This window comes from Kitasatospora sp. NPDC054939, assembly GCF_053610105.1.
In genome coordinates this window covers 1-25,222 of record NZ_JBSGXP010000041.1, presented here as the reverse complement: position 1 = coordinate 25,222, position 25,222 = coordinate 1, and the positions used below count along the sequence as shown (strand labels likewise).

Sequence of the window (25,222 nt, the reverse complement as noted above, 5' to 3'; positions counted from 1 at the left end):
GCAGCCGGAGGTCCGGCCGCCGCGGGCGCCGGCGCCGGACGATCAGGACTCCTCCGGCTACCAGGCCCGCGACCACCGCATCCAGACAGGTTCAGGAGAGCAGAAGCACCATGCAGTTCGGCATCTTCACCGTCGGGGACGTGACACCCGACCCCACCGACGGCCGCGTCCCGACGGAACACGAGCGCATCAAGGCGATGGTCGCCATCGCCCTCAAAGCCGAGGAGGTCGGCCTGGACGTCTTCGCGACCGGGGAGCACCACAACCCCCCGTTCGTCCCGTCGTCCCCGACCACCCTGCTCGGCCACATCGCCGCCCGCACCGAGAAGCTGGTCCTGTCCACCGCCACGACCCTGATCACCACCAACGACCCGGTGAAGATCGCGGAGGACTACGCGATGCTCCAGCACCTGGCCGACGGCCGGGTCGACCTCATGCTGGGGCGTGGCAACACCGGACCGGTGTACCCCTGGTTCGGCCAGGACATCCGCCAGGGCATCGACCTCGCCAAGGAGAACTACGCGCTGCTGCGCCGGTTGTGGCGTGAGGACGTGGTGGACTGGGAGGGCAGGTTCCGCACGCCCCTGCAGGCCTTCACGTCGACACCGCGGCCGCTGGACGGCGTCGCACCGTTCGTCTGGCACGGGTCGATCAGGTCGCCCGAGATCGCGGAACAGGCCGCGTACTACGGCGACGGTTTCTTCCACAACAACATCTTCTGGCCCGCCGACCACACCAGGCGCATGGTCCAGCTGTACCGGCGCCGGTACGCCCACCACGGCCACGGCCGTCCGGAGGACGCCATCGTGGGGCTGGGCGGCCAGGTCTTCATGCGCAAGAACTCGCAGGACGCGATACGGGAGTTCCGTCCCTACTTCGACAACGCGCCGGTCTACGGCCACGGCCCGTCGCTGGAGGAGTTCACCGAGCAGACCCCGCTGACCGCGGGCTCTCCCCAGCAGGTCGTCGAACGGACCCTGTCCTTCCGGGACAGCGTGGGCGACTACCAGCGCCAGCTCTTCCTGATGGACCACGCGGGTCTGCCCCTCAAGACCGTCCTGGAGCAGCTCGACATCCTCGGCGAGGAGGTCGTGCCCGTGCTGCGCCGGGAGTTCGCGATCGGACGTCCGGACGACGTGCCGGACGCCCCCACCCACGCGGCGCGGGTCACGGCCGCCGCGACCGCGCGGGAGGTGGGCGCCGCGTGAGGCTGGTCGCCGTTTCCGCGGGGTTGAGCACCCCTTCCTCCACCCGCCTGCTCGCGGACCGGCTGGCCGATTCGGTCCGCGACGAACTCGCCGTCCAGGGCCGTGCCGTGTCGGTCGAGGTCGTGGAGCTGCGCGAACTGGCCGGCGATGTCGCCAACCATCTCGTGACCGGCTTTCCGGCACCGCGCCTGGCCGCCGCGATCGACGCGGTGACCGGAGCCGACGGCCTGGTCGTCGTCACCCCCGTGTTCACGGCCTCCTACAGCGGCCTGTTCAAGTCCTTCTTCGACGTGATCGCCCCGGACGCCCTCGCCGGCAAACCGGTCCTGGTCGCGGCCACCGGTGGTACGGCTCGCCACTCCCTCGTGCTGGAGCACGCCGTGCGACCGCTCTTCGCGTACCTGCGCGCCACGGTTGTCCCCACCGCGGTGTACGCGGCGTCCGCGGACTGGGGATCCGGAGGAGACGAGTACGCCGACGGCCTGCCCGGCCGCATCCGCCGGGCGGGCGGCGAGCTGGCCGCGCTCATGGCCGACCGCCCGGCCCGAGCCGAACCCGAGGACGACGTCACCGCCCTCGAACGACAGCTCGCCGACCTGCGCTTCGACTGAAGCCGGTCGCTCCGAGGTGCCGCCTGCCCGGGCGAAGCCGCCGTGCCGCATACTGATCCGCCGTACCGCCCGTTGGACGAGCCCCGTCCCGTGCGTCCCCGTCCGGCGGAGTGAGTGTGAACCGATTGACGACATGGCCCTTCCCCGAGGACACCGAGGGTGAGGGGACACCGGTCCGCGGCAGGGGTGAGGAACTGGCGTTCGTCGAGGCGCGACTCGACGCCCTGGCCCGGGGGGCAGGCGGGATCGTCCTCGTCGAAGGCCCTGCGGGCATCGGCAGGTCGCGGATGCTCGCGGAGGCGTCGGCGTCCGCGAAACGGCGCGGGACGAGGGTGTTCCAGGGCGGAGCCGACCCCGACGAACAGTTCGTGCCGCTCGGCCCGTTGCTGGACGGCCTGTTCGCGGGGGAGGAACCGCTCGCGGGTGCCGACCGGCTACGGGACCTCGCCGCGACGCCGGGCCAGCGGTTCTGGCTGCTCCAGGAACTGGGGGACCGCCTGCGGGAGGCCACTCAAAGCGGGCCGCTGCTCATCGTCCTCGACGACCTCCAGTGGTGCGACGAACTGACGCTCCTCACCTTCCACACCCTGGCGGCCGCACTCGCGCCGCACCCGATCCTGTGGCTGGTCGCCGTGCCCCACGGGAGCGTGCCTTCCCGGGTCCGCACGACACTGGACAGGATTCGGCAGGCCGGGGCGCACGAATTGCTTCTGGGGCCGCTCGGTGACCCGGCGGTCGCCCGGATCGCGGAGGACGTCCTGGGCGCGGTTCCCGACCCGGGCGTCCTCCGTGTCGCGCGCCGCGCCGAGGGGGTGCCGCTGCTGCTCGAAGAACTGCTCGACGCGGTGCGGGACGAGGGGCTGGTGACGATCGAGAACGGCACAGCACGGCTCACGGCCGGATCCCTCTCCCTCACGCAACTGCCGTCCGTCGAGGGCCGGCTGGCCCGGCTTCCCACCGCGGCCCGCGAACTCGTCGAAACGGCGGCCGTGGTGGGAGGCCCCGTCCCCGTGGAGCTGCTGGCCGGGCTGCTCGGCAGACGACCTGCGACGCTGATCGCCACGATCCAGGAATCCCTCGACTCCGGTCTGCTCGTCGAAAGGGACGACCGTCTGGAGTTCCGCCACGAGCTGATCCGTGAGGCTGTGGAAGCCGGACTCCCTCCCGCCCTGCGCCGAACCCTGCGGAAGCATGCCGCCGAGCTGCCGCCGGCGCGCGCGGCGTCCCCGATCGAGCCGTGCACGCCGCCGGCCGTGGGCGTGCGGCTCGGCGACCGGACGGCCGTCGAACGGCTGCGTGCCGCCGCGGCCGATCTCGCGGCCACCGCACCCGAAGCAGCGGCGGAGCTCAGCCTCAGAGCCCTGGAACTCACCATGGAGGACCCGGCGCAACGGCCGAAGGTCATCGCCGAGACGCTCCCACTGCTCTGGCAGATGGGGCAGCCGGCCCAGGCACACGACCTGGGGACGTCGGCCCTGGCCGCCGGTGATCTCGGGCCAGACGACGAGGCGCGAATACGCCTCGCCATGGCGCGCCTCGCCAGTCACTTCGATTTCGCCGAGGCCGTCCGCCAGGCCCGTACGGGGGCGGCACTGCCCGGGATCCCGGCCGCACTGCGGGCCCGGCTGCTCGCCCTGTTGTGCCTGGGCCTGTCGCTGGCGGGTGACCCCGAGGGTGCGGAGCAGACCGCTGCCGAGGCGCGGGAGGCCACCGATGCGGCCCAGGACGGCACCGCCCAGGCCACCATGATGGTGGTCGACTCGGCCCTGTGCTTCTACCGGATGGACTGGAACGAGGCGCTCCGCCGGGCGAGCCGGGCGGCCGCCCTGGCGGCCGGACTGGGCATCACCCCTTCGGTCTGGATTCCGGAGGCGCTGTGGCAGTGCCTGCTGCTGACCGTGGCCGGCCGCACCGCGGAGGCGCTCGCGCTCGCCGAAGCCGGGGTCCACGACACCCGCCACCAGGGCCGGGCGGCGGCCGCACGCATGTGGCTCATGCACCGCGCCCGGGCGCTCCTGGACGCCGGGCGGCTGGCGGAAGCCCGGGCCGATGCGGAAGCCGCCGCCGACATGAGGGGTGCGTTCGACGGCGGAGACCTCGCTGAACTCATGCTCCTGTACACGCTGACGCGAGTGGCGATCCACACCGACGACCGCGAAGCCGCTCAGCGGTGCGCGGCGCAGGCGCGGCGCGTGCGGGGTACGGGCGCACCGCTCGCCCGTAGCGTCAGTGCCTGGATGCTGGTACAGCTGGCGGACTTCGACGGCCGGCCCGACCGGGCCCTGGCGGAACTCCACGAGGTGCTGGCGGCGCTCGCCGAGCAACGGCCGGCCCTGGTGAGCCCGGTCGACCCGATGGACACTCCCGCCCTCGTCCGCATGGCCCTGCGCGCCGGCGCAGCCGAGCGGGCCGCTCCGGCCGTCGAGGTGGCCGAGCGGCGAGCCGCGCGCAACCCGGACTTCACGATCCTCGCCGCCAGTGCCGCGCACGCCCGCGGGCTGCTCGACAACGATCTGGCACACCTCATGCACGCCGTCCGGCTGTACGAGGGGTGCTCACGCCCCATCGCCCAGGCGTCGGCGCTGGAGGACGTCGGACGCAAGCTCGCGACCACCCGCAGGCCCGAGGCGGTGCCGTACCTGGACAAGGCGCTCGTGCTCTACAGCCAGGCAGGCGCCGAGCGGCACGTCGCGCGGGTCCGTCGACGCCTGCGGGCCGCCGGAGTGCGCCGACGCCCCTCACCGGCCGGATCTGCCAAGGAATGGCCCGAGCTGACGGCGTCCGAGCTCCGGGTGGCACGGCTCGTGGCCCAGGGGCTGACGAACCCGCAGGTGGCGGAACAGCTCTCCCTGTCGCCCCACACGGTGGGCTCGCACCTGCGCCGCGCCTACACCAAGCTCGACATCGCCTCCCGCGCGGAGCTGGCCCGACTGGTGGAGAGACGCGACAGCGGAGAGTGATCACTTCGCATCCCCTGCCGACGCCGTACCTATGGACCCTTCATGCGATGTGCGGACATCGCCGTCTCCTCAAAATGATCAACAGCTGCGGAAAAGAAGCGTTCCGCAGGGAACAGTTGGTCGAGAGAGGAACAGCGCATGACCGCAAGGCTCCAGCGAGCCCGCCCTGGCAGCCCTGGACTCCAGGCGCTCGTCGACGAGCTCGCGGAGCAGCTCGGCCGGTCCGTCGCGATCGATGATCCGCTGGTCCGCGTGGTCTGCACGAGTCGCCACTTCGGGGACGAGGACCCGGTACGCATCGGCACGCTGCTCCAGGGCCGTGCCGACAACGCGACGATCCGCTACGTACTCGCCCAAGGAGTGACCCAGTGGCCCAGGCCCGGATTCATCGAGGGCCGTGACGACCTCGGACTCCTGCCCCGTTACGTCGTGCCGCTGCGCGAGCGCGGGCACCTCCTGGGGCTGCTCATGGTGGTGGCGCCCGAGATGACGCTCGAACCGAAGGAGACCGAAGCCATCGGGCGGGCCGCCGGCCTGATGGCCGCCCAGATGTACGTCGAGCAGCTCGGCGCCGACACCCGGAAGACCGACGAGCAGACCCTGGTCCTGGAACTCGTCGACACCAACGTCGTCACCCGCACCGCCGCGCGCCGGCGGGCCGTGGAACTCGGGCTGCTCGGGGAGGCCGAACACGTCCTGGTCACCCTGGTCAAGCTGCGCCGCGGCACGGAGCCCGTGCGGCAACGCGAAGCGGCTCTGTGGGGGGCTCTGGAGGGCTTCCGGCAAACACGTTCGGCGCACGGCGTCCTCGCGGTCGACCAGGACCGGGCGGTCCTGCTCCAAGTGCGTGAGCGGCCTCCCACCCCGCCCGAGGTCGCCGCCCAGTCGGCCCGCATCCTCGACGAACTCGCCACCTTTCTGGAACCGTCGGCGGCTCCGGTCATCGGTGTCGGCGGGCGTCACCCGGGCCTGCAGCACGCCTGGCGGTCGTACGAGCAGTCCCTCGTCGCGGCCCGGGCCGCGCGCCGGATCCCCTCGCTGCGAAGCATCGGCGACTGGGACCTGCTCGGGGAGTTCGCCGTGCTCCTCCAGCTCCCCGAGCACGCACTGAACGCCTCCCTCGTCCCCGAGCCACTGCGCACCCTGAACGAGGCTCACGGCGACGACCGGCTCCGGGACACCTTGCGCTGCTTCCTCGAACACGCCGGATCGATCCCCAGGACCGCCGAGGCGCTGCGGCTCCACCGCACCTCGCTCTACTACCGCCTGCGCCAGATCCAGGAGATCACCGGACTCGACCTCGACGACGGCGGTCACCGGCTCACGCTGCACCTGGGGCTCAGGATCGAGGAACTCCTCGCCACCGGCGACGACCGGGCCGCCTGATCCCGGCCGGCCCCCACCGGCCCCCACCGGTCCCCGCCGGCCCCCACCGGTCCCCGCCGCTTCGACAAAGCGAGAAGGATCCGCGACCCGATTCCTACAGCGCGCGGTGGTGGCGGCGAAGGGCCGTGATCGAAGATGTGAGAGACGGCGCGGGCACGACCACAGGCCCGTGGCCAGGGAAGGAAGAGGTCATGAAGGAACTGATCACCACCGACGGGACACGCCTCGCCTACCGGGACACCGGTGGCGAGGGCGTCCCCCTGGTCATGCTCCACGGCTGGGGCCAGACGCAGGCGATGTTCCGCCACCAGGTCGAGAGCCTGTCGCCCGGCCGTCGCGTGATCACCGTCGACTTCCGGGGCCACGGGCTGTCCGACAAGCCGAAGCACGGCTACCGCATCGCCCGGTTCTCCCGCGATGTGCTCGAACTCGTCGACCACCTCGGGCTGGTGCGGTTCGACGCCCTGGGGTGGTCGATGGGCGTCTCGGTGTGGTGGAGCTTCATCGACCAGTACGGCACCGGACGGATCCGGCGCCTCGTCGCCGTCGACCAGCCGGCGGCCGTCGCCGCCGTCCCCTGGACGACCGGGGAGGAGCAGCAGCAGTCCGGCGCCATCTTCGACGTGTCGCAGCTCCTCGAACTGCTCGCCGCGCTCGCGGCCCCCGGAGGTGACCGGGTGCGCGCCGACTTCGTGCGCGGCATGTTCTCGGGTGAGCCGGACCCGGAGATCCTCGCCTTCGTCGCACAGGAGATCACCTCGACGCCCGCCCACGCCGGCGTCCCCCTGCTGTTCGACCACTGCGCCCAGGACTGGCGCGACGTGCTTCCCCGGATCGATGTGCCGACCCTGGTGATCGGCTGCGAGGGAAGCCATGTGAACCCCGAGTCGCAGCGCTTCATCGCCCGGCAGATTCCCGGCGCCCGAATCCATGTGTTCACCTCCGAGGCGGCGAATTCGCATTTCCCGTTCCTCGAGAACCCGGCGGCTTTCAACGCGGTGGTGGAGAAGTTCCTCGCCGAGGAACCGGACCTGGGAGCGTAGACCGCCTCCGTTTCCGTTCCGGCGGCCGCGCGAACGGCTGCTCCACCGTAAAGAACCGTAGGCTTGGAGTTCTCATGACCCAGTCAGTGATGTCACGCGCGCCGGAAAAGGAGGAACACCGACCAGCCGCTCTCCGGCCGGTGTCCGCCTCCGAATGGCTCGTCGAGATTCGTTCCGGCATACCGAGCGAGGGGGACGGCAACTTCCTCTATCTCGGGATGCACGTCCGGGGGGCGGCGACCAGTGTCCGCGAAGGCGTCAGAACGGCGCTGGAGCCGCACGACCTGGTCTTCTGCGACCCGGCGAGGCGCCACCTTCTGCAGTTCGGCGACGACTGCCGCATGATCTTCTTCCGGGTGCCCCGCGGCTATCTGGGAGTCACGGAGTCGGAGCTGGACCAGGTGGTGGGTGTTCCCGTGCCGGGTGGCGACGGGCTGGGGGCGCTGGTGTCGGACTTCCTGTCCGCGCTCGCCGACAAGGCCGACTTCCGCCGGTCCAGGCCCGGGGACCGGCTCGCCCGTACGGCCGTCCACCTCCTGTCCGTCCTGCTCATGGAACTCCTCGGAACCGGGGAGGAGGGCGAGGAGGCCGAGGCGCCGACGATCGGCAGCGAGATGCTGTCCCGGATCCGGTGCTTCATCGAGGAGCACCTCATGGACCCGGACCTCTCGCCGGAGTCGATCGCACGCGCCCACCACATCTCCGTCCGGTACCTGCACAAGCTCTTCCAGAACGAGGGCATCACGGTGAGCCAGTGGGTGCGGCGACGTCGGCTGGAGTCCTGCAGGGTCGAACTGGGCCGGTCCAACCGCCGGTTCACCGTGGCGGCGGTGGCGCACCGCTGGGGCTTCAGCAGCCCCTCGCACTTCAGCCGCACTTTCCGGGGCGCGTACGGCATGACCCCGAGCGAATGGCAGTCCTTGGCGTCCTCGGCCGTCGCCGACGCCCCGCACGCGGCCTGACACCGAGAAGAGAACCGCCATGACCACCCCCACCGTCGTCCTCGTACACGGCGGCTTCGGCGACGCAGCGGCCTGGATAGGCGTCATCTCGGAACTGCGCAGCCGCGGCATCCCGGTGATCGCACCGCCGAACCCCCTGCGCGGCCTCGCCTCCGACGCCGCCTACGTCACGTCCGTCGTCTCCCAGATCGCCGGCCCCGTCCTTCTAGTCGGCCACTCCTACGGTGGTGCGCTGATCACCGTGGCCGGCGCCGCGGAGAACGTCGTCGGACTCGTCTACATAGCCGCGTACGTGCTCCACGAGGGCGAGTGCCTCGGCGATCTCGAGAGACGCTTCCCCGACTCCTCGCTCACGAGCAATCTGAAGAGGTGGACCTACCCGCTCGTCGACGGCGACTCCGCGGTCGAGGTCACCATCGACGAGGCGGCCTTCCCCGCCGTCTTCGCCGCGGACGTGGCGGAGGAGGTCGCCGGGGTCCTGGCAGCGGCCCAACGCCCGGTCGCCACTGCGGCCTTCACCGAGACGGCATCCGCCGCCGCCTGGCAGCTGAAGCCGTCCTGGGCCCTGGTGGCCGGAGCCGACCGCGCGATCAACCCGGAGGTCCAGCGCTTCGGCGCCGAGCGGGCCGGGTCCGTCGTCGTCGAGCTCCCGGACGCCTCCCACGCCGTCGCCCTGTCGGAGCCCAAGCAGGTCGCCGATCTGATCCGGGACGCCGTGCGGGCGACGAGCTGACCGGAACGCACCGAGTGGCGCGTACGAATCCCGGTTCGTCCGCGCCACGTTGCTTTTCGAATCGCGTGCACCAGAGGTCAAGAACGCGTGCGTGGAACGGCTCGATGACATCCGGAACACCGGTAATTTCAATGAAGGCGAAAGGAACCGCAATGCAGCTCCCCCTCGAAAAGACGATCAGCGCGAGACTGATGACAGCAGCGTGTGAATGGCATGAAATGACCTTGCGCATGAGGCATTCGCCGGACGATGCACTGGCAGTCCGAATGGACCTCTTCGCAGCCGAGGACGATCCACCGGCCGCGACCTGGGTATTCGGCCGGGATCTGCTCGCCACCGGGCTCATCCTGCCGACGGGCGAGGGAGACGTGCGCGTCCGGCCCCACGGCGAGGACGAGACGGACGTCGAGCTCATCTCGGGGCAGTCCTGGTGCGTCGTCAGGATGGCGTCGGCCCATGTGCGCGACGTGGTGGCCAGGACGCAGTGCGCCGAGGAGCGATGGGAGGACAAGGCGCAGGCCGAGCTCGACAGGGTTCTGGCGGAGATCCTTTCCAGCGGTATCAGGAATGCGGATTCCTAGGCTTCAAGGACCGCCCGGGCTCGCGCCGAAACGCTGACCATCCGCGTTCGCACAGCCGCTGCCCCGCCACGCCCCCAGCTGCTCCCGCCCCCGTACTGGCGCAGCCCCGCCCCGCCCGGTCCGGCCGGGAGAACGACCGGCCGGCGTCTGATCCGGAACTGCCCGGACGGGCCAGAACCGGTGCGTGCAGAGGAAAGCCGACTCCCCCCGGCTCCCTAGATTCGTCCGTACCGCGTCCCCACCGTGCCGGCCTCCGATGTCGGCAGCACCACACCTGCACGGAGTGCACTCATGCCTTTCCTCCCCGTCGACGAGGAGAACTCCAGCGTCATCAACCTGTACTACGAGGACCACGGCACCGGTCGGCCCATCGTGCTCATCCACGGCTGGCCGCTCAACGGCGCGTCCTGGGAGAAGCAGGAGGCCGCGCTGCTGGCCGCCGGCCATCGCGTGATCACCTACGACCGCCGCGGCTTCGGCGCCTCCGACAAGCCGTCCTTCGGCTACGACTACGACACCTTCGCGGCCGACCTCGACGCCGTACTCACCCACCTCGACCTGCGCGACGTGGTGCTCGTCGGCTTCTCCATGGGCAGCGGCGAAGTCACCCGCTATCTCGGCACCTACGGCTCGGAGCGCATCTCCAGGGCCGTGATGCTCGGCGTGGTGCCGCCGTTCCTGCTTAAGACCGAGGACAACCCGGACGGTGTCGACGGCATCGTCTTCGAGGAGATCCAAGGCGCCATCCGCGCCGACCGCCCTGCCTTCATCGCCGGATTCCTCGCCGACTTCTACAACGTGGACGTGCTCGGCGGCGACCGGGTGAGCGACCAGGTCGTCCAGTACAGCTGGAACATCGGTGTTTCGGCCTCCGCGAAGGCGACAGCGGACTGCGTCCCGACCTGGCTCACCGACTTCCGCGCGGACCTGCCGAGGATCGACGTCCCCGTCCTGATCATCCACGGCGACGCCGACCGCACCCTGCCGCTGCGCTCGACCGCCGTCCCGCTCTCGAAGGCCATCGCGGGCGCCCGCCTGGTGGTGCTCGAAGGTGCCCCGCACGGTCTCATCTGGACGCACGCCACCGAGGTCAACAAGGAGCTGCTCGACTTCATCGGCGAGTGATCGACCGCTCCCCCGCGCCCTCCTCCGCCTTTTCCTCCGCTCCCCTCTTCCTGCTCCCCGAAAGCGAGATCGCATGTCGAGCATGCCCGTCGCCGGGATCCGTCCCGGCCCCTCGGCCCCCGACGCCTCCCCCGACCACACCGCCGACCTGGTCGTGCGCAACGCCAAGGTCTACACCGGCGACCCCCTGCGCCCCCGGGCGAGCGCGGTCGCGATCCGCGCCGGACTGATCACCGCCATCGGCGACGACGCCGACGTCCTGCCGCAGGTCGGCCCACGCACCCGCGTGGTCGACGCCCTCGGCCGGCGAGCCGTCCCCGGTCTCAACGACTCGCACCTGCACGTCATCCGGGGCGGCCTCAACTACGTCATGGAGCTGCGCTGGGACGGCGTGCCGACGCTGCGCCAGGCACTGGCCATGCTGCGCGCCCAGGCCGAACGCACCCCTCCGGGCCAGTGGGTGCGGGTGGTGGGCGGCTGGTCCGCCGACCAGTTCGCCGAGCGCCGGCTTCCCACCCTCGCCGAACTCAACGCCGCCGCCCCCGACACCCCGGTGTTCGTGCTGCACCTGTACCAGTCGGCGCTGCTCAACCGGGCGGCACTGCGGGCCGCGAGCTTCACCCGAGACACCCCCGACCCCGTCGGCGGGCAGATCGTGCGCGCACACGACGGTGAGCCGACCGGCATGCTGCTGGCCGCCCCGGGCGCCCTGCTGCTGTACTCCACCCTGGCCAAGGCACCGACCCTGAACGAGGCCGACAAGGCCACCTCCACCCGGCACTTCCTGCGCGAGCTCAACCGCTTCGGGCTCACCTCCGCCATCGACGCGGCGGGCGGCTTCCAGAGCTTCCCGGAGAACTACGGCACCGTCACGGAGCTGGCGAAGAAGGGCCAGCTGACACTCCGGATCGCCTACCACCTCTTCCCGCAGACCGCCGGGCAGGAGCTGGACGACCTGCGGCGCTGGGTGGAGACCGTCCGCCCCGGCGACGGGGACGAATGGCTGCGGCTCAACGGGGCCGGGGAGAACCTCACCTGGGCGGCCGCCGACTTCGAGAACTTCTCCGAACCGCGCCCCGAGCTCGGCCCGTACGAGGCTGGGTTCGAGCAAGCGGTACGCCTGCTGATGGAGCACGACTGGGGCTTCCGGCTGCACGCGAGCTACGACGAGACGATCCGCCGCGACCTGGCGGTCTTCGAGCGACTGGCCGCCGAGGGCCTGTTCCCCAGTGGGAACCGCTGGCTCTTCGACCACGCCGAGACGGTCTCCACCGCGAGCCTGGACCGGATCGCGGCGCTCGGCGGCGCCGTCTCGGTGCAGAACCGGATGTCCTTCCAGGGCGAGGCGTTCGTCCGACGCTACGGCGCGGCCGCGGCCGCCGACGCCCCGCCGGTGCGGGCGATGCTGGAGCGCGGCCTGACGGTGGCCGCCGGCACCGACGCCACCCGGGTCTCCTCCTACAACCCGTGGGTGGCCCTGCACTGGCTGGTCTCCGGACGGGCCGTCAGCGGACGTACGCTCCGCCCGGTCGAGGGCCGGCTGAGCCGCGAGGAGGCGCTGGAGCTGTACACCCTCGGCGGCGCCCGACTCACCGGGGAGGAGGAGGTCAAGGGCCGTCTCCGCGTGGGCTGTTACGCCGACCTCACGGTGCTCAGCGCGGACTACCTCACCGTCCCCGAGGCGGACATCCCGCACATCGAGTCGGTGCTCACCGTGGTCGGCGGCCGCATCGTGTACGGCGCCCAGGAACACGAAGGCCTCGCCCCGGAGTTGCCGGCCGTGGTCCCGCTGTGGAGCCCGGTGGCCCGCTTCGGCGGCTACCAGGCCACCCCGGCGCCGAGCCTGTCCGGTGTCCGGCAGGCCGAGCGGCTGGCCGAGGCGGCGGCCGACTCCGACGAGCAGCGCGCCTGGCGCGCGACCCGCGGCCAGTGGGTACCCGGGCAGGCCGGCGGCCCCGCGCTCGACGACCCCTGCTTCCTCTGAGCCGCCCGTTCCGAACCACCCGCTTCCGGGCCCGACAGTTTCAACGCCGTGCGCCGCCGGGCCTTGCCGCTCGGGCGGCGCACGGCGCTGCCCGGCGCGAGCCGCGGAAGGGCCGCCTTACGACGTCCCTCGCCTCCCCCGCCCCGTCTCCGTACCCGCCGCGCGGATCCACGACCGCCACTTGGCGCCACCCCGTACGCCACAGTCATCGGCCTCGTCCACCACGCCATGCACATCACCGACCGCCTGCGCCCCGACCCCACGCCCTGCGCGAACAGCTCGACGACCTCGAGGAGACCTTCGCCGACTACACCGACGTCGCCCTGCGACTCACGCCCGCTCGACCCCAAGCGCCCCGCCCGCGACCTCCTCGACGCCGAGCACGCCGGACAGCCGCACGACCTCAGCCACAGCCACTTCGCCCGGCTCGTCCGCGAAGCCGCGGCCACCCACCGCGACCGACTGATCTGACCGCCTGCCGCACCACCCGCCCACGGATTCCCCGGAGTTCCGCCTGCACCCGGGCCGGCCGGCGCCCACAGGACACCCACGGCCGACACACCTGGGCCGCCATTCAGTGACACTACGTAGCCGCATCGACGGCAGGAGACGTCCGACGGCCATGCCGAACGCTCGCCGGAGGAGTCAGTCCCTGTATCACGAATGTGGGTATCCAGAAATAGCACCCCCCTGATACCCCAGCATGGCCCCCAGCTCCAGACCCGCAGGCGGTTACGTACCGTAACGAAGTTCCGGGGCATCCGCAGCGCCGACTCGGGTATCGAGGCAGTCGTCCGCACATGCGCATGCCCAGGTGCGGGTCCTCACCGTGAGCCGCAGGTCAGGGCCTCGATTTGGTGTTGGTGATCGCATGGTGGTCGCAGACGACCGCCGGGGCAGTGCCCCGGTAGCCTCCGCGGGTCGAGCAAGAGATCAACTGCCGTAGGAGGCTGGGGAAGTGCGCACGTCAGGACGGCCGGGCCGGGTCTACCGCCGGTGCGGGTGCCGGGACGCCGCCCGGCGCCAGCTCGGCGCCGGGTGCCCGCGCCTGGCCGAAGAGGGGCACGGCACGTGGACGTTCGCCGTCGACATCCCCTCCCTCAGCGGCCGCAGGCGCACGATACGTCGCGGCGGGTTCGAGGACGAGTGGCATGCCGGGACCGCGCTGCGGCGCTTTCTCGAAGGGCGGCAACTGGGGTTCGACGCCGACCCGCACGAGACGGTCGCCGCCTACCTCACCAAGTGGCTCAAGGGCATGGAGTTCCTGCTCAAGCCCACCACCTACGCCCGCTACCGCACCTACGTGCTCTGCGAACTGATCCCCGTCTTCGGCAAGCTGCGCCTGGAGGAGCTCGCCCACGACCACATCTCCGCCTACACGCACGAGCAGCTCGACGCCGGCCGCGGACGCCAGGCCGTCTACCACTGCCTCGCCACGCTCTCCAGCGCCCTGGGCACAGCCGTGCGCACCCACCGCCTGCCCTTCAACGCCGCCCAGCCCCTGCCCATGCGCAGGCCCCGCCCCGACGAACGCGTCCCCTGGACGGCGGAGCAGGCCGTCGCCTTCCTGGGTCACTGCCGCAACGTCGACCCCGCCTTCGCCGACCTCTTCGAGGTCATCATCGGCACCGGCCTGCGCAAGGGCGAGGCACTCGGCCTCCAGCGCCCGTGCGTGCGGCTCGACGACCGCGTCATGTACATCCGCCACACCCTCTCCGCCGTCGACAACAACGAACTCGTCCTGACCGCGCCGAAGACCAGGAAGAGCCGCAACTGGGTGCCCCTTTCCGAGCGCGTCGCCGCCGCCCTCCAGCGCGCGATGGACCGGAGCACCTCCACTATCAACGGCCACGTCTTCCAGGGCCCCGACGGCCGGCCCCTCCACCCGGCCGCCGTGCGGCGGCGCTTCCACGAGCTGCGCGAACAGGCCGCGCTGCCCCACGTCACCATCCACGACCTGCGCCACCTCGCCGCCACCCTCGCCCTGGAGGGCAACGTCTCCATGGCCGTCATCTCCAAAACCCTGCGACACTCCACCCTGTCGACCACCGCGAACATCTACAGCCACCTGACCTGGGACGTCGCCAGAGCCGCCGTGAACACCATCGAAGCAAGGCTCCACCTCGTCGAAGCCCGCGCCCGGCACGACCCGAACGCCCCCGCCCACGACGTCGGCTTGCCGAACCCGCTGTTCAGCCACGCGGCCTGACGGCCCACCGCTGCAGACGGCTCGGCGGACCCTCCTGGCCGCTCCGGCCACCAGGGCCGACAAGCAACCGGGATTCCCGGCTCATAGCTGACACCCGATAAATGTGCGGCCTGTCGAATCAGATGACGCCGCAGGTTCCCTTCGGTATGCCCATTTCCCGCGAATCCGGGCCCGTTTCCACGCCGAAGAGGCGACCGGTCCGCGATCGACTGCACGCGGATTACCGGACGGATGAACAAATGCCCGGTCACGGCCGGGTCGCAGGGGCCGGGCCTGCGGAAACGTGCTCAGCGAGGCGGTGTGAACGAGCGTTCACGACCACATTGCGACCACCGAACGAAAAAGCCGTTCCTATCATTTCGATAGGAACGGCCTCCGACCTGCGTAAACGCTGGTCGGGACGACAGGATTTGAACCTGCGACCCCTTGACCCCCAGCAGCCCGCGCTGTTCGTTCACCAAAAGATGCCTCAGAGGCGATGGTGATCGACGCGTGGTCCCCGGCATGTCTCCGGTTCTTCCCGCTCCAGCCCCCCGGCTCCGTCGCAGCTGTCGTGACCCAATCCATCGGAGTAGCCCCGTCCAGGCGGGGCCGCTCCGGGGCTCTGCTGGCCACGCAAGCCGTCCCCGTCGCCCATTCCCGGTCCGCCATGCGTTGGTGGAGGCTCAGGTGTTCGGGCACGAGCTCAGACTCTCCGTTGTAGGTTTGGCTCTGTCATCAGCGCGGCCCGCCGGGCTTCCCTCCAGGGACATGCCCCCACCCGCACGAGTCACTTCGTGCTGCCTGGGAGCATTCCTTGTTGTTCCGCGACTCCGTGTCCGCGGTCGCCGCCGAGAGCCTGGCCGGATCACTGTTCGTGCGCCTCATCGACCAGTTCGTCCACAAGCACGGGCACAAGCCCAGCCCGTCCGAGGTGCGCTCCTGGGAGCGGAGCATCCCGGCTCTGACCAATGCTCTCCTGGACGCCGGGCTGGGCATGGTGGAGGTGCTCCTCGAGTACTCGCTTCCGCTGAACAGCAAGCGGGCTGACGTCATACTCGCCGGCGTCCACCCGAGCACGGGCGAACCGTCGTACGTGGTGGTCGAGCTCAAGCAGTGGAGCAGTGCGCTCCCGGAGGACGGCGAGCCCCTGCTCTGCCGCGTCGACGCCTACACCCGGCCCGTGCTGAATCCCATCGAGCAGGTCCGTGGCTACTGCGACTACCTCACCTCCTTCAACGGCGCACTCGCCGCCCATCCCGAGCGGCTGTCCGGAGTGGCCTTCCTCCACAACGCGACGGAGTTCGGCGTCCAGGGCCTCTATGAGGTGCCGCAGGACGAGCGCGGCCGGCTCTTCACCGCCGAGCGCCGCGGGGAATTCGTCCAGTACCTCCGCTCGAAGCTGAAGCCGGTCTCCGGCGCGGAGGCGGCAGACCAGCTGCTCGCGGGCAAGGTGGCCCCGTCCAAGCAGTTGATGGCGGTGGCCGCCGAAGAGGTCCGCGAGCGCGAGCAGTTCGTCCTGCTGGACGAGCAGCGAGTTGCCTACGAGCTGGTGCTGCGCGCGGTCCGTCAGGCACAGCAGTCCGACCACAAGCAGGTTGTCGTCATCACGGGCGGCCCGGGGACCGGGAAGAGCGTGATCGCGCTGTCCCTCCTCGGCGATCTGTACCGGCGTGGCGTCACTGCCCTTCACGCGACCGGGTCCAGCTCGTTCACCACCACGATGCGTCGGATGGCCGGTGCACGGAAGCGTCAGGTGCAGGAGCTGTTCAAGTACTTCAACAGCTTCATGACCGCCGAGCGCAACGGGCTGGACGTGCTGATCTGCGACGAGGCACACCGGATCCGGGAGACGTCGGCGAACCGCTACACCCGGGCCGCCCAGCGCACCGGCAAGCCCCAGATCGAGGAGCTGATCGACGCCGCCCGGGTGCCCGTGTTCCTGCTGGACGAGCACCAGGTCGTCCGGCCGGGCGAGATGGGCACCGTGGCCCAGATCCGGGCTGCCGCGGCGGTGAAGGGCCTGGAGTGCCAGGTGGTCGAGTTGGACAGCCAGTTCCGCTGCGGAGGCAGCGACGCCTACCTGCACTGGGTGGTGCGCCTCCTGGGCCTCGAGCCCGGCGGCCCGGTCGGCTGGGAGCCCGACGGCAAGGTCGCCCTGGAGGTGGTCGACAGTCCCCAGGAGCTGGAGGCATTCCTCGACGCGCGGCGCGCGGAGGGGTACGGCGCCCGTATGTCGGCCGGGTACTGCTGGAAGTGGACCACGAAGGTCGCCCCGGGTGATCCGCTCCCCCTCGACGTGCACATCGGTGACTGGGCCCGCCCGTGGAACGTCTACGGCGACCGGTCGATCGCCGGCGCCCCGCCGGCCGCGCTGTGGGCCACCGACCCGGCCGGCTTCGGCCAGGTCGGCTGCGTGTACACCGCCCAGGGCTTCGAGTACGACTGGAGCGGCGTCATCATCGGGCCGGACCTCGTCTGGCGCACCGACCACTGGACCACCGACCGGACGGCCTCCAAGGACCCCGTCTTCCGCAAGTCCACCACCGACGCCGACATCGACCGCCTGATCCGCAACACCTACAAGGTGCTGCTGACCCGTGGAATGATCGGCACGGTCGTGTACTCGACGGACCCGGAGACACGCGCCAAGTTGCGTGATCTGGTCACCGGGCAGCGGGCGGGACGGATCGAAGTGGGGCACGGCCGCCGCGGCTGACGTCCACCCACTGACTCCGCGCAAGGCACCGGTGCCGTCCGTTCCGCAGGGCCTGTTCCCGGCCGTGCGGAACGAAGCCGGACGGCACGTGGTCATCACGCTGCTGGATCAGCGATCGAACAGCCTCTGTCAGATGGTGGACACCGGGTTCGGGGATTCTCTGGGCTCGCCTCGGAAGACCTGTTCGACATGCCACTTCCGGTGTCGGCCCGCGACCGGTGGAATCCCTGCCTGCGGGCCGATGACCGGCCGTCCGGCCAAGGCGAGCACATGCTGCCTGCTGGCCTCGCTGCGTCCGACGAAGCGCCGTGAGACAAGTATGCGGTGCCCCTCCCCCAGCCCCAGGACGCCCTTGTCGAAGAGCTTGTGGTGCAAGGAGCACAGGCACAGGCCGTTGTCGACCTCGTCCGGCCCGTCATAGGACCACCACCGCACATGAGCTGCTTCCAGACCGACCGTGCTCGCACCCAGCATCCCGTCGTAGCCGCAGAAGGCGCACTGGAACTCATAGGCAGTCAGGACGAGTTCACGCATTCGCCGGTCCCGCGGCCGTCGCGCCGCCCGCTCTCTCCCACCCGGGATGCCTCCGGGCACGCCCTCGGTCTCGACCAGGTCCAAGTCGAGTCCGACGGCCTCACACAGGTCGTTGTGCAGCGACGGCGGGAAGTGGAAGTCCAGGAGCACCCGTGTCAGCCGGCCCAGGAGCGCCGGCTCCTTCCTCAGCGCCGTCCGCAACTCGGGCGCGAGCCTCCCGGTCGCGCCGCTGGAGCGCAGGACCCGCACTCCGCTTCCAGGGCTCCCGAGCCCCTGCTCCGTCCTGACCTCCCACACGCCGTCACTGACCAGATGGTGGAAAGGGTAGGCGGGGGTGGTCGGATGGGACGGCCCGTACTCCTCGAGCAGCCGCTTCAGCTCCTCCTCGACCGCGCTGTACCTCAGTTCACCGTCGGCATCTCGCGGGAAGCTGCCCAGCGCGTACAGCAGCAACAACGGTTTGTGCGGCGCCCGAACATCGTTGTTCGTCCACCGTCTCAGCTTCGCCACCCGCTCCAGCCAGTCCATGGCCGCCTAGCGTATTCCGGGGCACCGACACGACCACAGCCTCAAGCCCCCACGCACGACGCTGTCCAATCGCCGCCCGAGCGTGCACCGGCCATGGATGGCGGAGCATCCACCTGGGTATCCGCGCCATACGATTCACTTGGCCCCGGCTCGCGCCGAACTACGCGCGCAGCTCATACGCCTACCGGTAGCGACGACAGTCCACGCGCCACTGCGCCAGCTGGCGCCGTACACAAGATGCCGTCCCAAACCGGTCACGCAGAGCGCCCGGCAGGGGACCGCCGTCGTTCAACGTCGCGTGGACAGCGACATCGTTGGATACCGTTCCTCGCCCCTTCATCCGGCGCACAGTGCGATCTCCGGCTTCCGTACGTGCTCTCCCTGTTCCTGGCCGGTGGCCGGATCTGCGGAGAGATCACGACCCTGCAAGCCGACGCCGATGACACTGATGTCGGCGCTTCAGTCTGCCAAGTCCGACATGGTCTCGTCGCCCGCCACGGTCAGGGCGTCAACGATTCGCTGCCAGCTACTCGGAGCGTTTCCGTGGACGTGGCTGCGGACTTCTCGCAGCCAGTCGGCAAGTCCCCATGAGCGGTTGGCGATTCGATCAGGCGCGCTCACGATCAGAGCTTCCATCCACGGCAGTCCAACCACGACCTGCTCAGGCATGGGCAGAGTACGGACGGCACTGACGAGCGCATTGACGCAGTCGGGGTGGCCGCTCGCGTGCGTAAGCCAACGCCCGATCTGAACAGTCCACGCACTGAGGTCCGTCCATGATCTGGGCTCGCCCGATACCTCTCGGTAGAGGTATCCGAAGTCGTAGGCCACGCTGGGAACGAGCGCTGCCGTGGCATACACCGTGTAGCGGTCTCTCATGTCGGGCTTGTCGGCGGCATCCAAGATGCCCAGCACCGTGTCCATGACGCGAGGCCAGGCACGGCTTGCTGCATCGGCCAGAGTGGTTGTCTCTTCCGCTGCTGCGGCCACCGCTCTGAGGAACCCCGCGAGAGGGTCCATGCGTGTGCCATAGGCTGCCAGGTGTTGGCTCATGGCGCTGGCGTCGGACACCGTGAGCAGGGCACGTGCGGCTACCAGCGCGTCATCCTGGCTGCGGTGGTAGAGGTGCTCGTGCGAGATCAGACCGCGCCGGTGCGCATCAAGCAGCGCCGCCAGCAACCGGGCCGCCTCGGCACTGCAGCAACCACTTACCGCGGCAGGCGCTGCCGCCCGGATTCCAGGGCTCAACACCCTCACGATGATCTTGTCCCCGGGGATACTGGGAAGGGCATCCGCGACAGGGCCCTCCAGACGGAGACGCTCGTAGGACTGCTCCTCGACGTTCCACGAACCGTGGGTGGCAGCACGAACGCAGTCCTCAACCAGGCCGAGGGCGACACGATGGTGGCATACCTCTGCGGAGTCCAGGGCACAGGGTGCTGCCCATACCGGGTCCAAGGCTCCGGCATAGTAGAGCCGGCTTTCATGTGCCGGGGCTGTAGCGAGTTGTTGAAGGGCGTCGCGCAGGCGCTGTCGGCCCTGCTGGTCCTCAAGGCCGGCGGCCCGACGCACGACGGCTGCCTGTGGCAGGAGCAGCAGCGGGAGTCCGCGTGCTGCACTGCGATCTGCTCCCCAGGTGATCAGCGAGACGTCGTCGTCCGGCTGTTCCTGTGAGCGTGGCCGTTCGGCTACCTCAAGGAGGACGTTCGCCGACCAGAGCAGGTCACCCTCAACCACGGGCTCAGCCCTGACCAGCGCGGTGTGCAGGGCGTGGCAGGCGACCGCTGCGGGAGCCTCGAGGGGCCCAGTTGGAATGCTCTGGGGAGGGTTCGCGTGCAGGTCGCGGGCCTCGCGTAGATCCCGGAGGAAGTCGGTTGGAGTGCTGTCATCAGCCAGCGCCTTGCGGCGGTCCCCGTAGCGGGCTACGAGGGCTGTCGCGCGACTGCCACGAGCGAGGTCATCGTTCTGGGATTGCAAGACCGAGACCACATCGTCAGGCGGGGTCAGTTCGATCTGTACCGACCCGTCGGCCTGCTGCTCACTGCGGTACCGGCTCGCGTCAAACGTCGCTGCCCATCCGCGCACGGTGGCCAAGAAGTTCTCTGTCTCAGCATCAACCGTGTCGGGTGCTCCCGAGGTGCCCACCGAAGCAGCGTCCGAGCCAATCGCTTCCTGGGCACGCTCCACGAGTTGGTTGCCAATCGCCAGCAGCTGTTGGCGTCGCCCCTCGTCTGCTGACAGGACCATGACCATGGTGGCCTCGCGTAGCGTCCAGCTCCGCCGCTCGACGTTGGCGATGCCGGGTGTACGGGCGGCCAGCCCGCTCGATTCGGACATGTGGCGCCAGAACTCCAGGTGCCACACCTGCGGCTCCGCGAGGAAGGAGTCGAGGAGGGTTCCAGCGGTGTCGACGTGGCGGACCAGGAAGCCGACGATGAGGCCGATCATGGCCAGGCTCTCAGCGCCCGCTAGCATGACCGGCACCAACTGGCTGGGCTGAATGCCGAGCGCAATGAGCTCGTCGCAGACCAGCTCCAGGGCCTGAAGGGCGCTCATGCACGGGTAGGGTCCGACTCCTGTCCCGCGGTACCACACCCAGACCTGCTCGTCGCCGATGAAGCATCGCTCCGCTCCGTCAAGGACGAAGATCGACTCAAAATCCCGAGGGTCCGCTTGCTGCCCATGTGTGTGCCAGGTAGGCCGGGTCATGTGGGCAACGCGCGCCTTGGCCGCAGCGTTCAAGACGGTGTTGATGACGGCGACGCCCCGGCGAAAGTCGGTGCGGAGCAACGCGAGGAATGGGCCCCGGTAGGAGGCCGCGAGCGGAGTGCCGAGGCCACCCCATAGGTGTTCCCTGATGCCTTCATCGGAGCCAGCGCTGAAAAATGGCGGACTCTCTGTGTCGATGTAGTACGCCTCGATCAGGGTTCGCAGGAGCTCGGGGCTGTACTGAGCAAGCGCATGACCCGTGAAAGGCTTTTCCACCGCAGGGGCGAGATCATGCGGGCCGTACTCGGCGACGAGGCGCAGAATCTCCTCCGTCTCGTCGTCGAGATCCGGTCCCAGGAGGGCCAACCGCTCAAGCATGGCTTCATCGGTGTACTCGTTCGGCAGATGCTGCCGCTTCTCTCGAGTGCGCTCGAGGCGAAGCATGTCCGGCGCAGCCATCAGCCTGGCTGCCGCCGCGAGGCTGTCCTTCTCTGGGTCGTTCGCGCTGGCTTGCTGACGCGAACGTTGTTGCTCCTCCTCCAGAGCTGCGAACGCGGCCCGGCAGTGCTGGACAAGCTGCTCTCGCAGGCGCCTGCGCAGCGGGTGGCCGCCAGGTGTACGCGAGAAAACCAGTGCCACTTGCCAGTCACGGATGATCTCTTGTGTGGTGGCTGCTGTCGCAGGGGCAACACGGTGGTCGAGCAAACACTGGATCACTGGTTCAGCGATCGAGGAGTCCAGCAAGCCACCGCGTTGATGACGTTGCCCGAGCACGCGGAGAACCCGGGAGGGCGTCTCCGGGGCGGCCGCCAGGATAGTCGGCCAAGCACTGCTGAGCTCGTCACCGTCGCGGCCGGCGGTCAGCAGGGCTTCGCTGGGGATGTCAGCCCACCGGTCGCCGTAACCTGCTTCCACCAACGATTGGAACTGTTCGTGAAGCTGCAGGAATCGCTGCGCGAGCGGGGAGTCAGAGCGATCGGCCGACGTAGTCAGGAGGGCCTGGCAGGCAAGTCTGGCGGCTGGAAGCGCCCAGCGCGGTGCCTGGCTGGTCCCGAGCCGCGCGCCTGGGCGGCCGTTGACGAGTAGGAGTTGAGCGAGCGCGTAGGACCGCAGAATGTCATGGGTAAAGGACGGAACCTGTTGCCAGGGCTGATCCGTGGCCGGCCGGAGCAGGCCGTCCCGGCGCAGGCCAGCGACCGCGTCAGCGTCAAGCTGGTCCAGTACCGTCTCCGCGTCAGTACGGTCCAACTGCTGACGAGCCAACTGGCGCAGCACTCGTTCCCGCGCATCCGGATTGCCGTGACCGTCGCGCCCTCCGCGACGGACCAAGCCGTGCCAGATCTCGCGCATGGCGTCGGCTTCGGTGAGCGGCACACCGTCGGTCCCGGCGCGCACAAGGAGGTCGGTGATGGCGGGGCGGCGCAGCAACTCGCGTGCGGGGGAAGATTCGACCAGAGGGCGCAGGTGCGGGAACGTCCTTGCGACGGCGCCGATCTCCGCGTCGTCCAGGCCGCTCACCTCGTGCGTGCGGACCTTTCCCACTACGCGTTGCGTGATGTCGCGTACCACGTGGAGCGCGTCATCGTTAGTGAGCACGATCGGCGTGACCTGGGCGCTGTGTGCGGCGCGGAGGACATGTTCCAGCATGTCCTCCCGGGCGTCGGACTCGGTGGCCGCGTCCGCTCCGTCGATGACGAGAATCCGCTCAGGAGCGCTGAGCTCAGCCAGTGCCTGTTGCAGAGGAACAGTCATAGCCTCGGTGAACTCGACTGCGGTGCGCGGCAGGTGGCGCAGGTTGAGGCCGAGGATCTGCTGCTCATGGGTACCAACTGGGAGGAGGTCGCAGATCAACGCGCTCTTGCCAACGCCGGATTGCCCGTGGATCAGCAGGGCGTTGTCGTCGATCGCGGAGCGCAACAGGTCGGCATCAGCGGTGCGATCAATCTGGACGCTCTGCTCTCCGCTGTCGTAGTCGCCGATGCGGCTCCGGATTGAGGCGCGCCAGTCCTGATCGAGCTGGGCCAGCAGGTTCCAAGCCGGCGCGTTCCGGTTGTAGGTGCTCTCGAGGAGAGCGTGCACATCGCGGCGCAGCTGACTTGCTTCGATGACGGCCGCGGCCGGGGCATAGATCGCCGCCAGGGCTTCGAGGCGGTCACGCAAACGTGCCGCCCCCTGCGGAGAGGTACCACGGGCTGCCGGCTTTAGCTGTCCCAGCAGGTGGCCCCAGTCGTGCTCGTCCGGGGCTTCCAGACGAAGTTGGATCACGACCAGCTGGGACAGAAGGTCAAAGAGGGCCGCGCGTGAAGCCGGCTCATCCGCGGGAAGCGACAGGGCATCCAGCCCGATCGCGACGAGCTTGAGCAGTTGGGCGAGGCGGCCGCGAACCTCAGCATCGAACTTGCGCGGCTCGTTGATCAGAGCGAAGAACTCGTCTGGATCTGACTGTTCGTGGGCATGGTGTGCCAGCAGACTGAGCTGCTGGCCGGGCTTGTGGTTTCCCGTGACAGCGACGGCGACCGTGCGAATCGGCGGCGGTTGGGTGGGTTGTGTGGTGACCTTGAGCACCTGCGTGATCAGCTGCTGGCTGCTCTCGTCGCTCGCGGTCAACAGCGGCGCGCGCCTGGCAGCAATCAGCAGCTCTGCACTGTCCTGCGGATTGTCAGGATCGACTGCAGTGACGACAAGGTCATCCACTGCATAGGAAGGGGCCTGCTGAAACGCGACGCGAGTCACAGAACGCGATGCACCCAGCTCGTCCACCGGGGTTCCGGTGAGCAGATGACTCAGGTAGACGGCGGCAAGGCGACGCTCCAATGTCACGCCTCCACCGCCTGTGGAATATGGGGAAGCAGAGCCCCCGTTGGAAGCCGACGCCCCTGGGACTTCGTCAGCCATCGGCGACCCCAACATGACTTTGACCTGCGCGACCACGCCGGGGTCAAAGTGTTCGGCGACGGCCTCCACCTCTGCCGAGACCTGGCTGACGTGCTCGTCGCCCTGGTCGGCCAGATCGCGAATGATCTGCCGCACCTCTTCGGCACCTGCCTGGTGACGTGGGGGACGCTTCCCCTGGCTGACGTTCTCCAGGAGTCGGCGGGCCGTGCCTGATGTCCACAGACCGCCCGGGCCGCTCTCATCGCTCGCCAGCGGCCCTGGGCCGGCCGTCGGCTGCACGGTGAGCCCAGGGAGCTTGAGCGCCGTCTTACGGCCTTGCCCCGCATGAGCGACGAACATGTACCCATCAACCGGCTCGCCGCCCGACATGGCGGTCGGCCCGCACAGCACGCCGCCTGGCCAGTAGTGCTCGATGAGCGAGAACCTGTGGATGTACGCGACGGTCTCGGGCGGCAAGTCAGCGCCGACGGCATAGACACCCGGGGCAAGTCGCAGCGCTCGGCTCGCCTTCACCTGCTGGTCCAGAGCACGGTCTCTCTGCGACGCGGCGAAGACCAAATCGCCAGCGGAGCCCGAAGCGCGGTCTGCAGACACAGAACTCCTTTCCAGCCAGAGACAGTAGCAGCGAGGGGCCCTGTCGGGGATCTCGAGGCTCTGAGAGGACGTTAAGTCCGTTTCTGGTAGCGGCCGGGTCCGGGTTGGTCGAGGAGTCCCTGACGAACGAGTCGTCCCAGGCGGGAGCGGGTGACGTTGATCGAGGGCTCATCGGTGGGCAGGCCGAGGAGTTCGTGCAGGTCGCGGACCCGGAAGACCCGCCCGGGATGCTCGTTGAAGGCGGTCACGATGCGCTGGTAAGTGGTGGCGGTCTCCGCAGTGGCCGGTTCGTGGTCGGGCGGGGCGAGGCCGTCGATGACCTTGCCGGTGGTGACGATCTCGGCGAGGCGGGCCTCCACCTCGTCCAGTTCACCGGTGAGTTGGTCGATCTGTTCGCGCAGGTAGTCGGCGCGTGCGGCGGTCTCGTCGTGTTCGACCTGCAACAGCCGCAGGAGTTCGGTG

Annotated in this window: 16 protein-coding genes; 13 read left to right on the top strand and 3 right to left on the bottom strand. The window is 69.6% G+C overall.

Annotated features, from left to right (window positions below):
* Positions 1-110: 110 nt before the first annotated feature.
* The 13 genes from ACWGB8_RS14560 (at position 111) to ACWGB8_RS14500 (ending at position 17,500) form a co-directional block, all read left to right on the top strand.
* Positions 111-1,208 carry an LLM class flavin-dependent oxidoreductase gene (locus ACWGB8_RS14560; protein WP_452213588.1) on the top strand — a complete coding sequence of 366 codons (1,098 nt, stop codon included), beginning with the start codon at positions 111-113 and terminating at the stop codon, positions 1,206-1,208.
* The gene (locus tag ACWGB8_RS14555; protein WP_452213586.1) at positions 1,205-1,819 is read left to right on the top strand and encodes an FMN reductase; all 615 of its coding nucleotides are present in this window, start codon (positions 1,205-1,207) and stop codon (positions 1,817-1,819) included. Before ACWGB8_RS14560 ends, ACWGB8_RS14555 begins: the two co-directional genes overlap by 4 nt.
* 116 nt (positions 1,820-1,935) lie before the next feature.
* Positions 1,936-4,779, top strand: a complete 2,844-nt coding sequence (locus ACWGB8_RS14550; RefSeq protein ID WP_452213584.1) for a helix-turn-helix transcriptional regulator — start codon at positions 1,936-1,938, stop codon at positions 4,777-4,779.
* Between the two features lie 138 nt (positions 4,780-4,917).
* On the top strand, positions 4,918-6,165 hold the full coding sequence (locus ACWGB8_RS14545) for a PucR family transcriptional regulator (protein WP_043467812.1): 1,248 nt from the start codon (positions 4,918-4,920) through the stop codon (positions 6,163-6,165).
* 191 nt (positions 6,166-6,356) lie between these two features.
* A complete protein-coding gene (locus tag ACWGB8_RS14540; protein ID WP_030396154.1) occupies positions 6,357-7,208 on the top strand; it encodes an alpha/beta fold hydrolase in 852 nt (283 codons plus the stop codon).
* A 140-nt stretch (positions 7,209-7,348) separates the two neighbouring features.
* A complete protein-coding gene (locus ACWGB8_RS14535; protein ID WP_244215642.1) occupies positions 7,349-8,170 on the top strand; it encodes a helix-turn-helix transcriptional regulator in 822 nt (273 codons plus the stop codon).
* Positions 8,171-8,189: 19 nt separating this feature from the next.
* Positions 8,190-8,903 carry an alpha/beta fold hydrolase gene (locus ACWGB8_RS14530; RefSeq protein WP_452213582.1) on the top strand — a complete coding sequence of 238 codons (714 nt, stop codon included), beginning with the start codon at positions 8,190-8,192 and terminating at the stop codon, positions 8,901-8,903.
* A 152-nt stretch (positions 8,904-9,055) separates the two neighbouring features.
* A complete protein-coding gene (locus ACWGB8_RS14525) occupies positions 9,056-9,484 on the top strand; it encodes an SsgA family sporulation/cell division regulator (RefSeq protein ID WP_051740837.1) in 429 nt (142 codons plus the stop codon).
* Between the two features lie 291 nt (positions 9,485-9,775).
* The gene (locus ACWGB8_RS14520; protein WP_452213579.1) at positions 9,776-10,609 is read left to right on the top strand and encodes an alpha/beta fold hydrolase; all 834 of its coding nucleotides are present in this window, start codon (positions 9,776-9,778) and stop codon (positions 10,607-10,609) included.
* Positions 10,610-10,682: 73 nt separating this feature from the next.
* Positions 10,683-12,593, top strand: a complete 1,911-nt coding sequence (locus tag ACWGB8_RS14515) for an amidohydrolase (protein ID WP_452213578.1) — start codon at positions 10,683-10,685, stop codon at positions 12,591-12,593.
* A 228-nt stretch (positions 12,594-12,821) separates the two neighbouring features.
* A complete protein-coding gene (locus tag ACWGB8_RS14510) occupies positions 12,822-13,064 on the top strand; it encodes a hypothetical protein (RefSeq protein WP_452213576.1) in 243 nt (80 codons plus the stop codon).
* A 487-nt stretch (positions 13,065-13,551) separates the two neighbouring features.
* On the top strand, positions 13,552-14,802 hold the full coding sequence (locus ACWGB8_RS14505; RefSeq protein WP_452213574.1) for a tyrosine-type recombinase/integrase: 1,251 nt from the start codon (positions 13,552-13,554) through the stop codon (positions 14,800-14,802).
* Between the two features lie 796 nt (positions 14,803-15,598).
* Positions 15,599-17,500 carry a DNA/RNA helicase domain-containing protein gene (locus ACWGB8_RS14500; protein ID WP_452213572.1) on the top strand — a complete coding sequence of 634 codons (1,902 nt, stop codon included), beginning with the start codon at positions 15,599-15,601 and terminating at the stop codon, positions 17,498-17,500.
* Positions 17,501-17,629: 129 nt separating this feature from the next.
* On the opposite strand, the gene ACWGB8_RS14495 is transcribed toward ACWGB8_RS14500, so the two are convergent.
* The 3 genes from ACWGB8_RS14495 to ACWGB8_RS14485 form a co-directional block, all read right to left on the bottom strand.
* Positions 17,630-18,562 carry a phosphorothioated DNA-binding restriction endonuclease gene (locus ACWGB8_RS14495; RefSeq protein WP_452213570.1) on the bottom strand — a complete coding sequence of 311 codons (933 nt, stop codon included), beginning with the start codon at positions 18,560-18,562 and terminating at the stop codon, positions 17,630-17,632.
* Between the two features lie 459 nt (positions 18,563-19,021).
* On the bottom strand, positions 19,022-24,760 hold the full coding sequence (locus ACWGB8_RS14490) for a hypothetical protein (protein ID WP_452213568.1): 5,739 nt from the start codon (positions 24,758-24,760) through the stop codon (positions 19,022-19,024).
* 71 nt (positions 24,761-24,831) lie between these two features.
* Positions 24,832-25,222 (bottom strand): hypothetical protein (locus ACWGB8_RS14485; protein WP_452213566.1); only part of this gene is annotated, 391 nt, incomplete at its 5' end.

What these genes read in the sequence shown, in the direction of transcription:
- ACWGB8_RS14525 (WP_051740837.1), top strand. Translation starts at nt 9,056, where the DNA reads ATGCAGCTCCCCCTCGAAAAGACGATCAGCGCGAGACTGATGACAGCA.
- ACWGB8_RS14510 (WP_452213576.1), top strand. Translation starts at nt 12,822, where the DNA reads ATGCACATCACCGACCGCCTGCGCCCCGACCCCACGCCCTGCGCGAAC.
- ACWGB8_RS14520 (WP_452213579.1), top strand. Translation starts at nt 9,776, where the DNA reads ATGCCTTTCCTCCCCGTCGACGAGGAGAACTCCAGCGTCATCAACCTG.
- ACWGB8_RS14530 (WP_452213582.1), top strand. Translation starts at nt 8,190, where the DNA reads ATGACCACCCCCACCGTCGTCCTCGTACACGGCGGCTTCGGCGACGCA.
- ACWGB8_RS14495 (WP_452213570.1), bottom strand. Translation starts at nt 18,562, where the DNA reads ATGGACTGGCTGGAGCGGGTGGCGAAGCTGAGACGGTGGACGAACAAC.
- ACWGB8_RS14545 (WP_043467812.1), top strand. Translation starts at nt 4,918, where the DNA reads ATGACCGCAAGGCTCCAGCGAGCCCGCCCTGGCAGCCCTGGACTCCAG.
- ACWGB8_RS14540 (WP_030396154.1), top strand. Translation starts at nt 6,357, where the DNA reads ATGAAGGAACTGATCACCACCGACGGGACACGCCTCGCCTACCGGGAC.
- ACWGB8_RS14515 (WP_452213578.1), top strand. Translation starts at nt 10,683, where the DNA reads ATGTCGAGCATGCCCGTCGCCGGGATCCGTCCCGGCCCCTCGGCCCCC.
- ACWGB8_RS14560 (WP_452213588.1), top strand. Translation starts at nt 111, where the DNA reads ATGCAGTTCGGCATCTTCACCGTCGGGGACGTGACACCCGACCCCACC.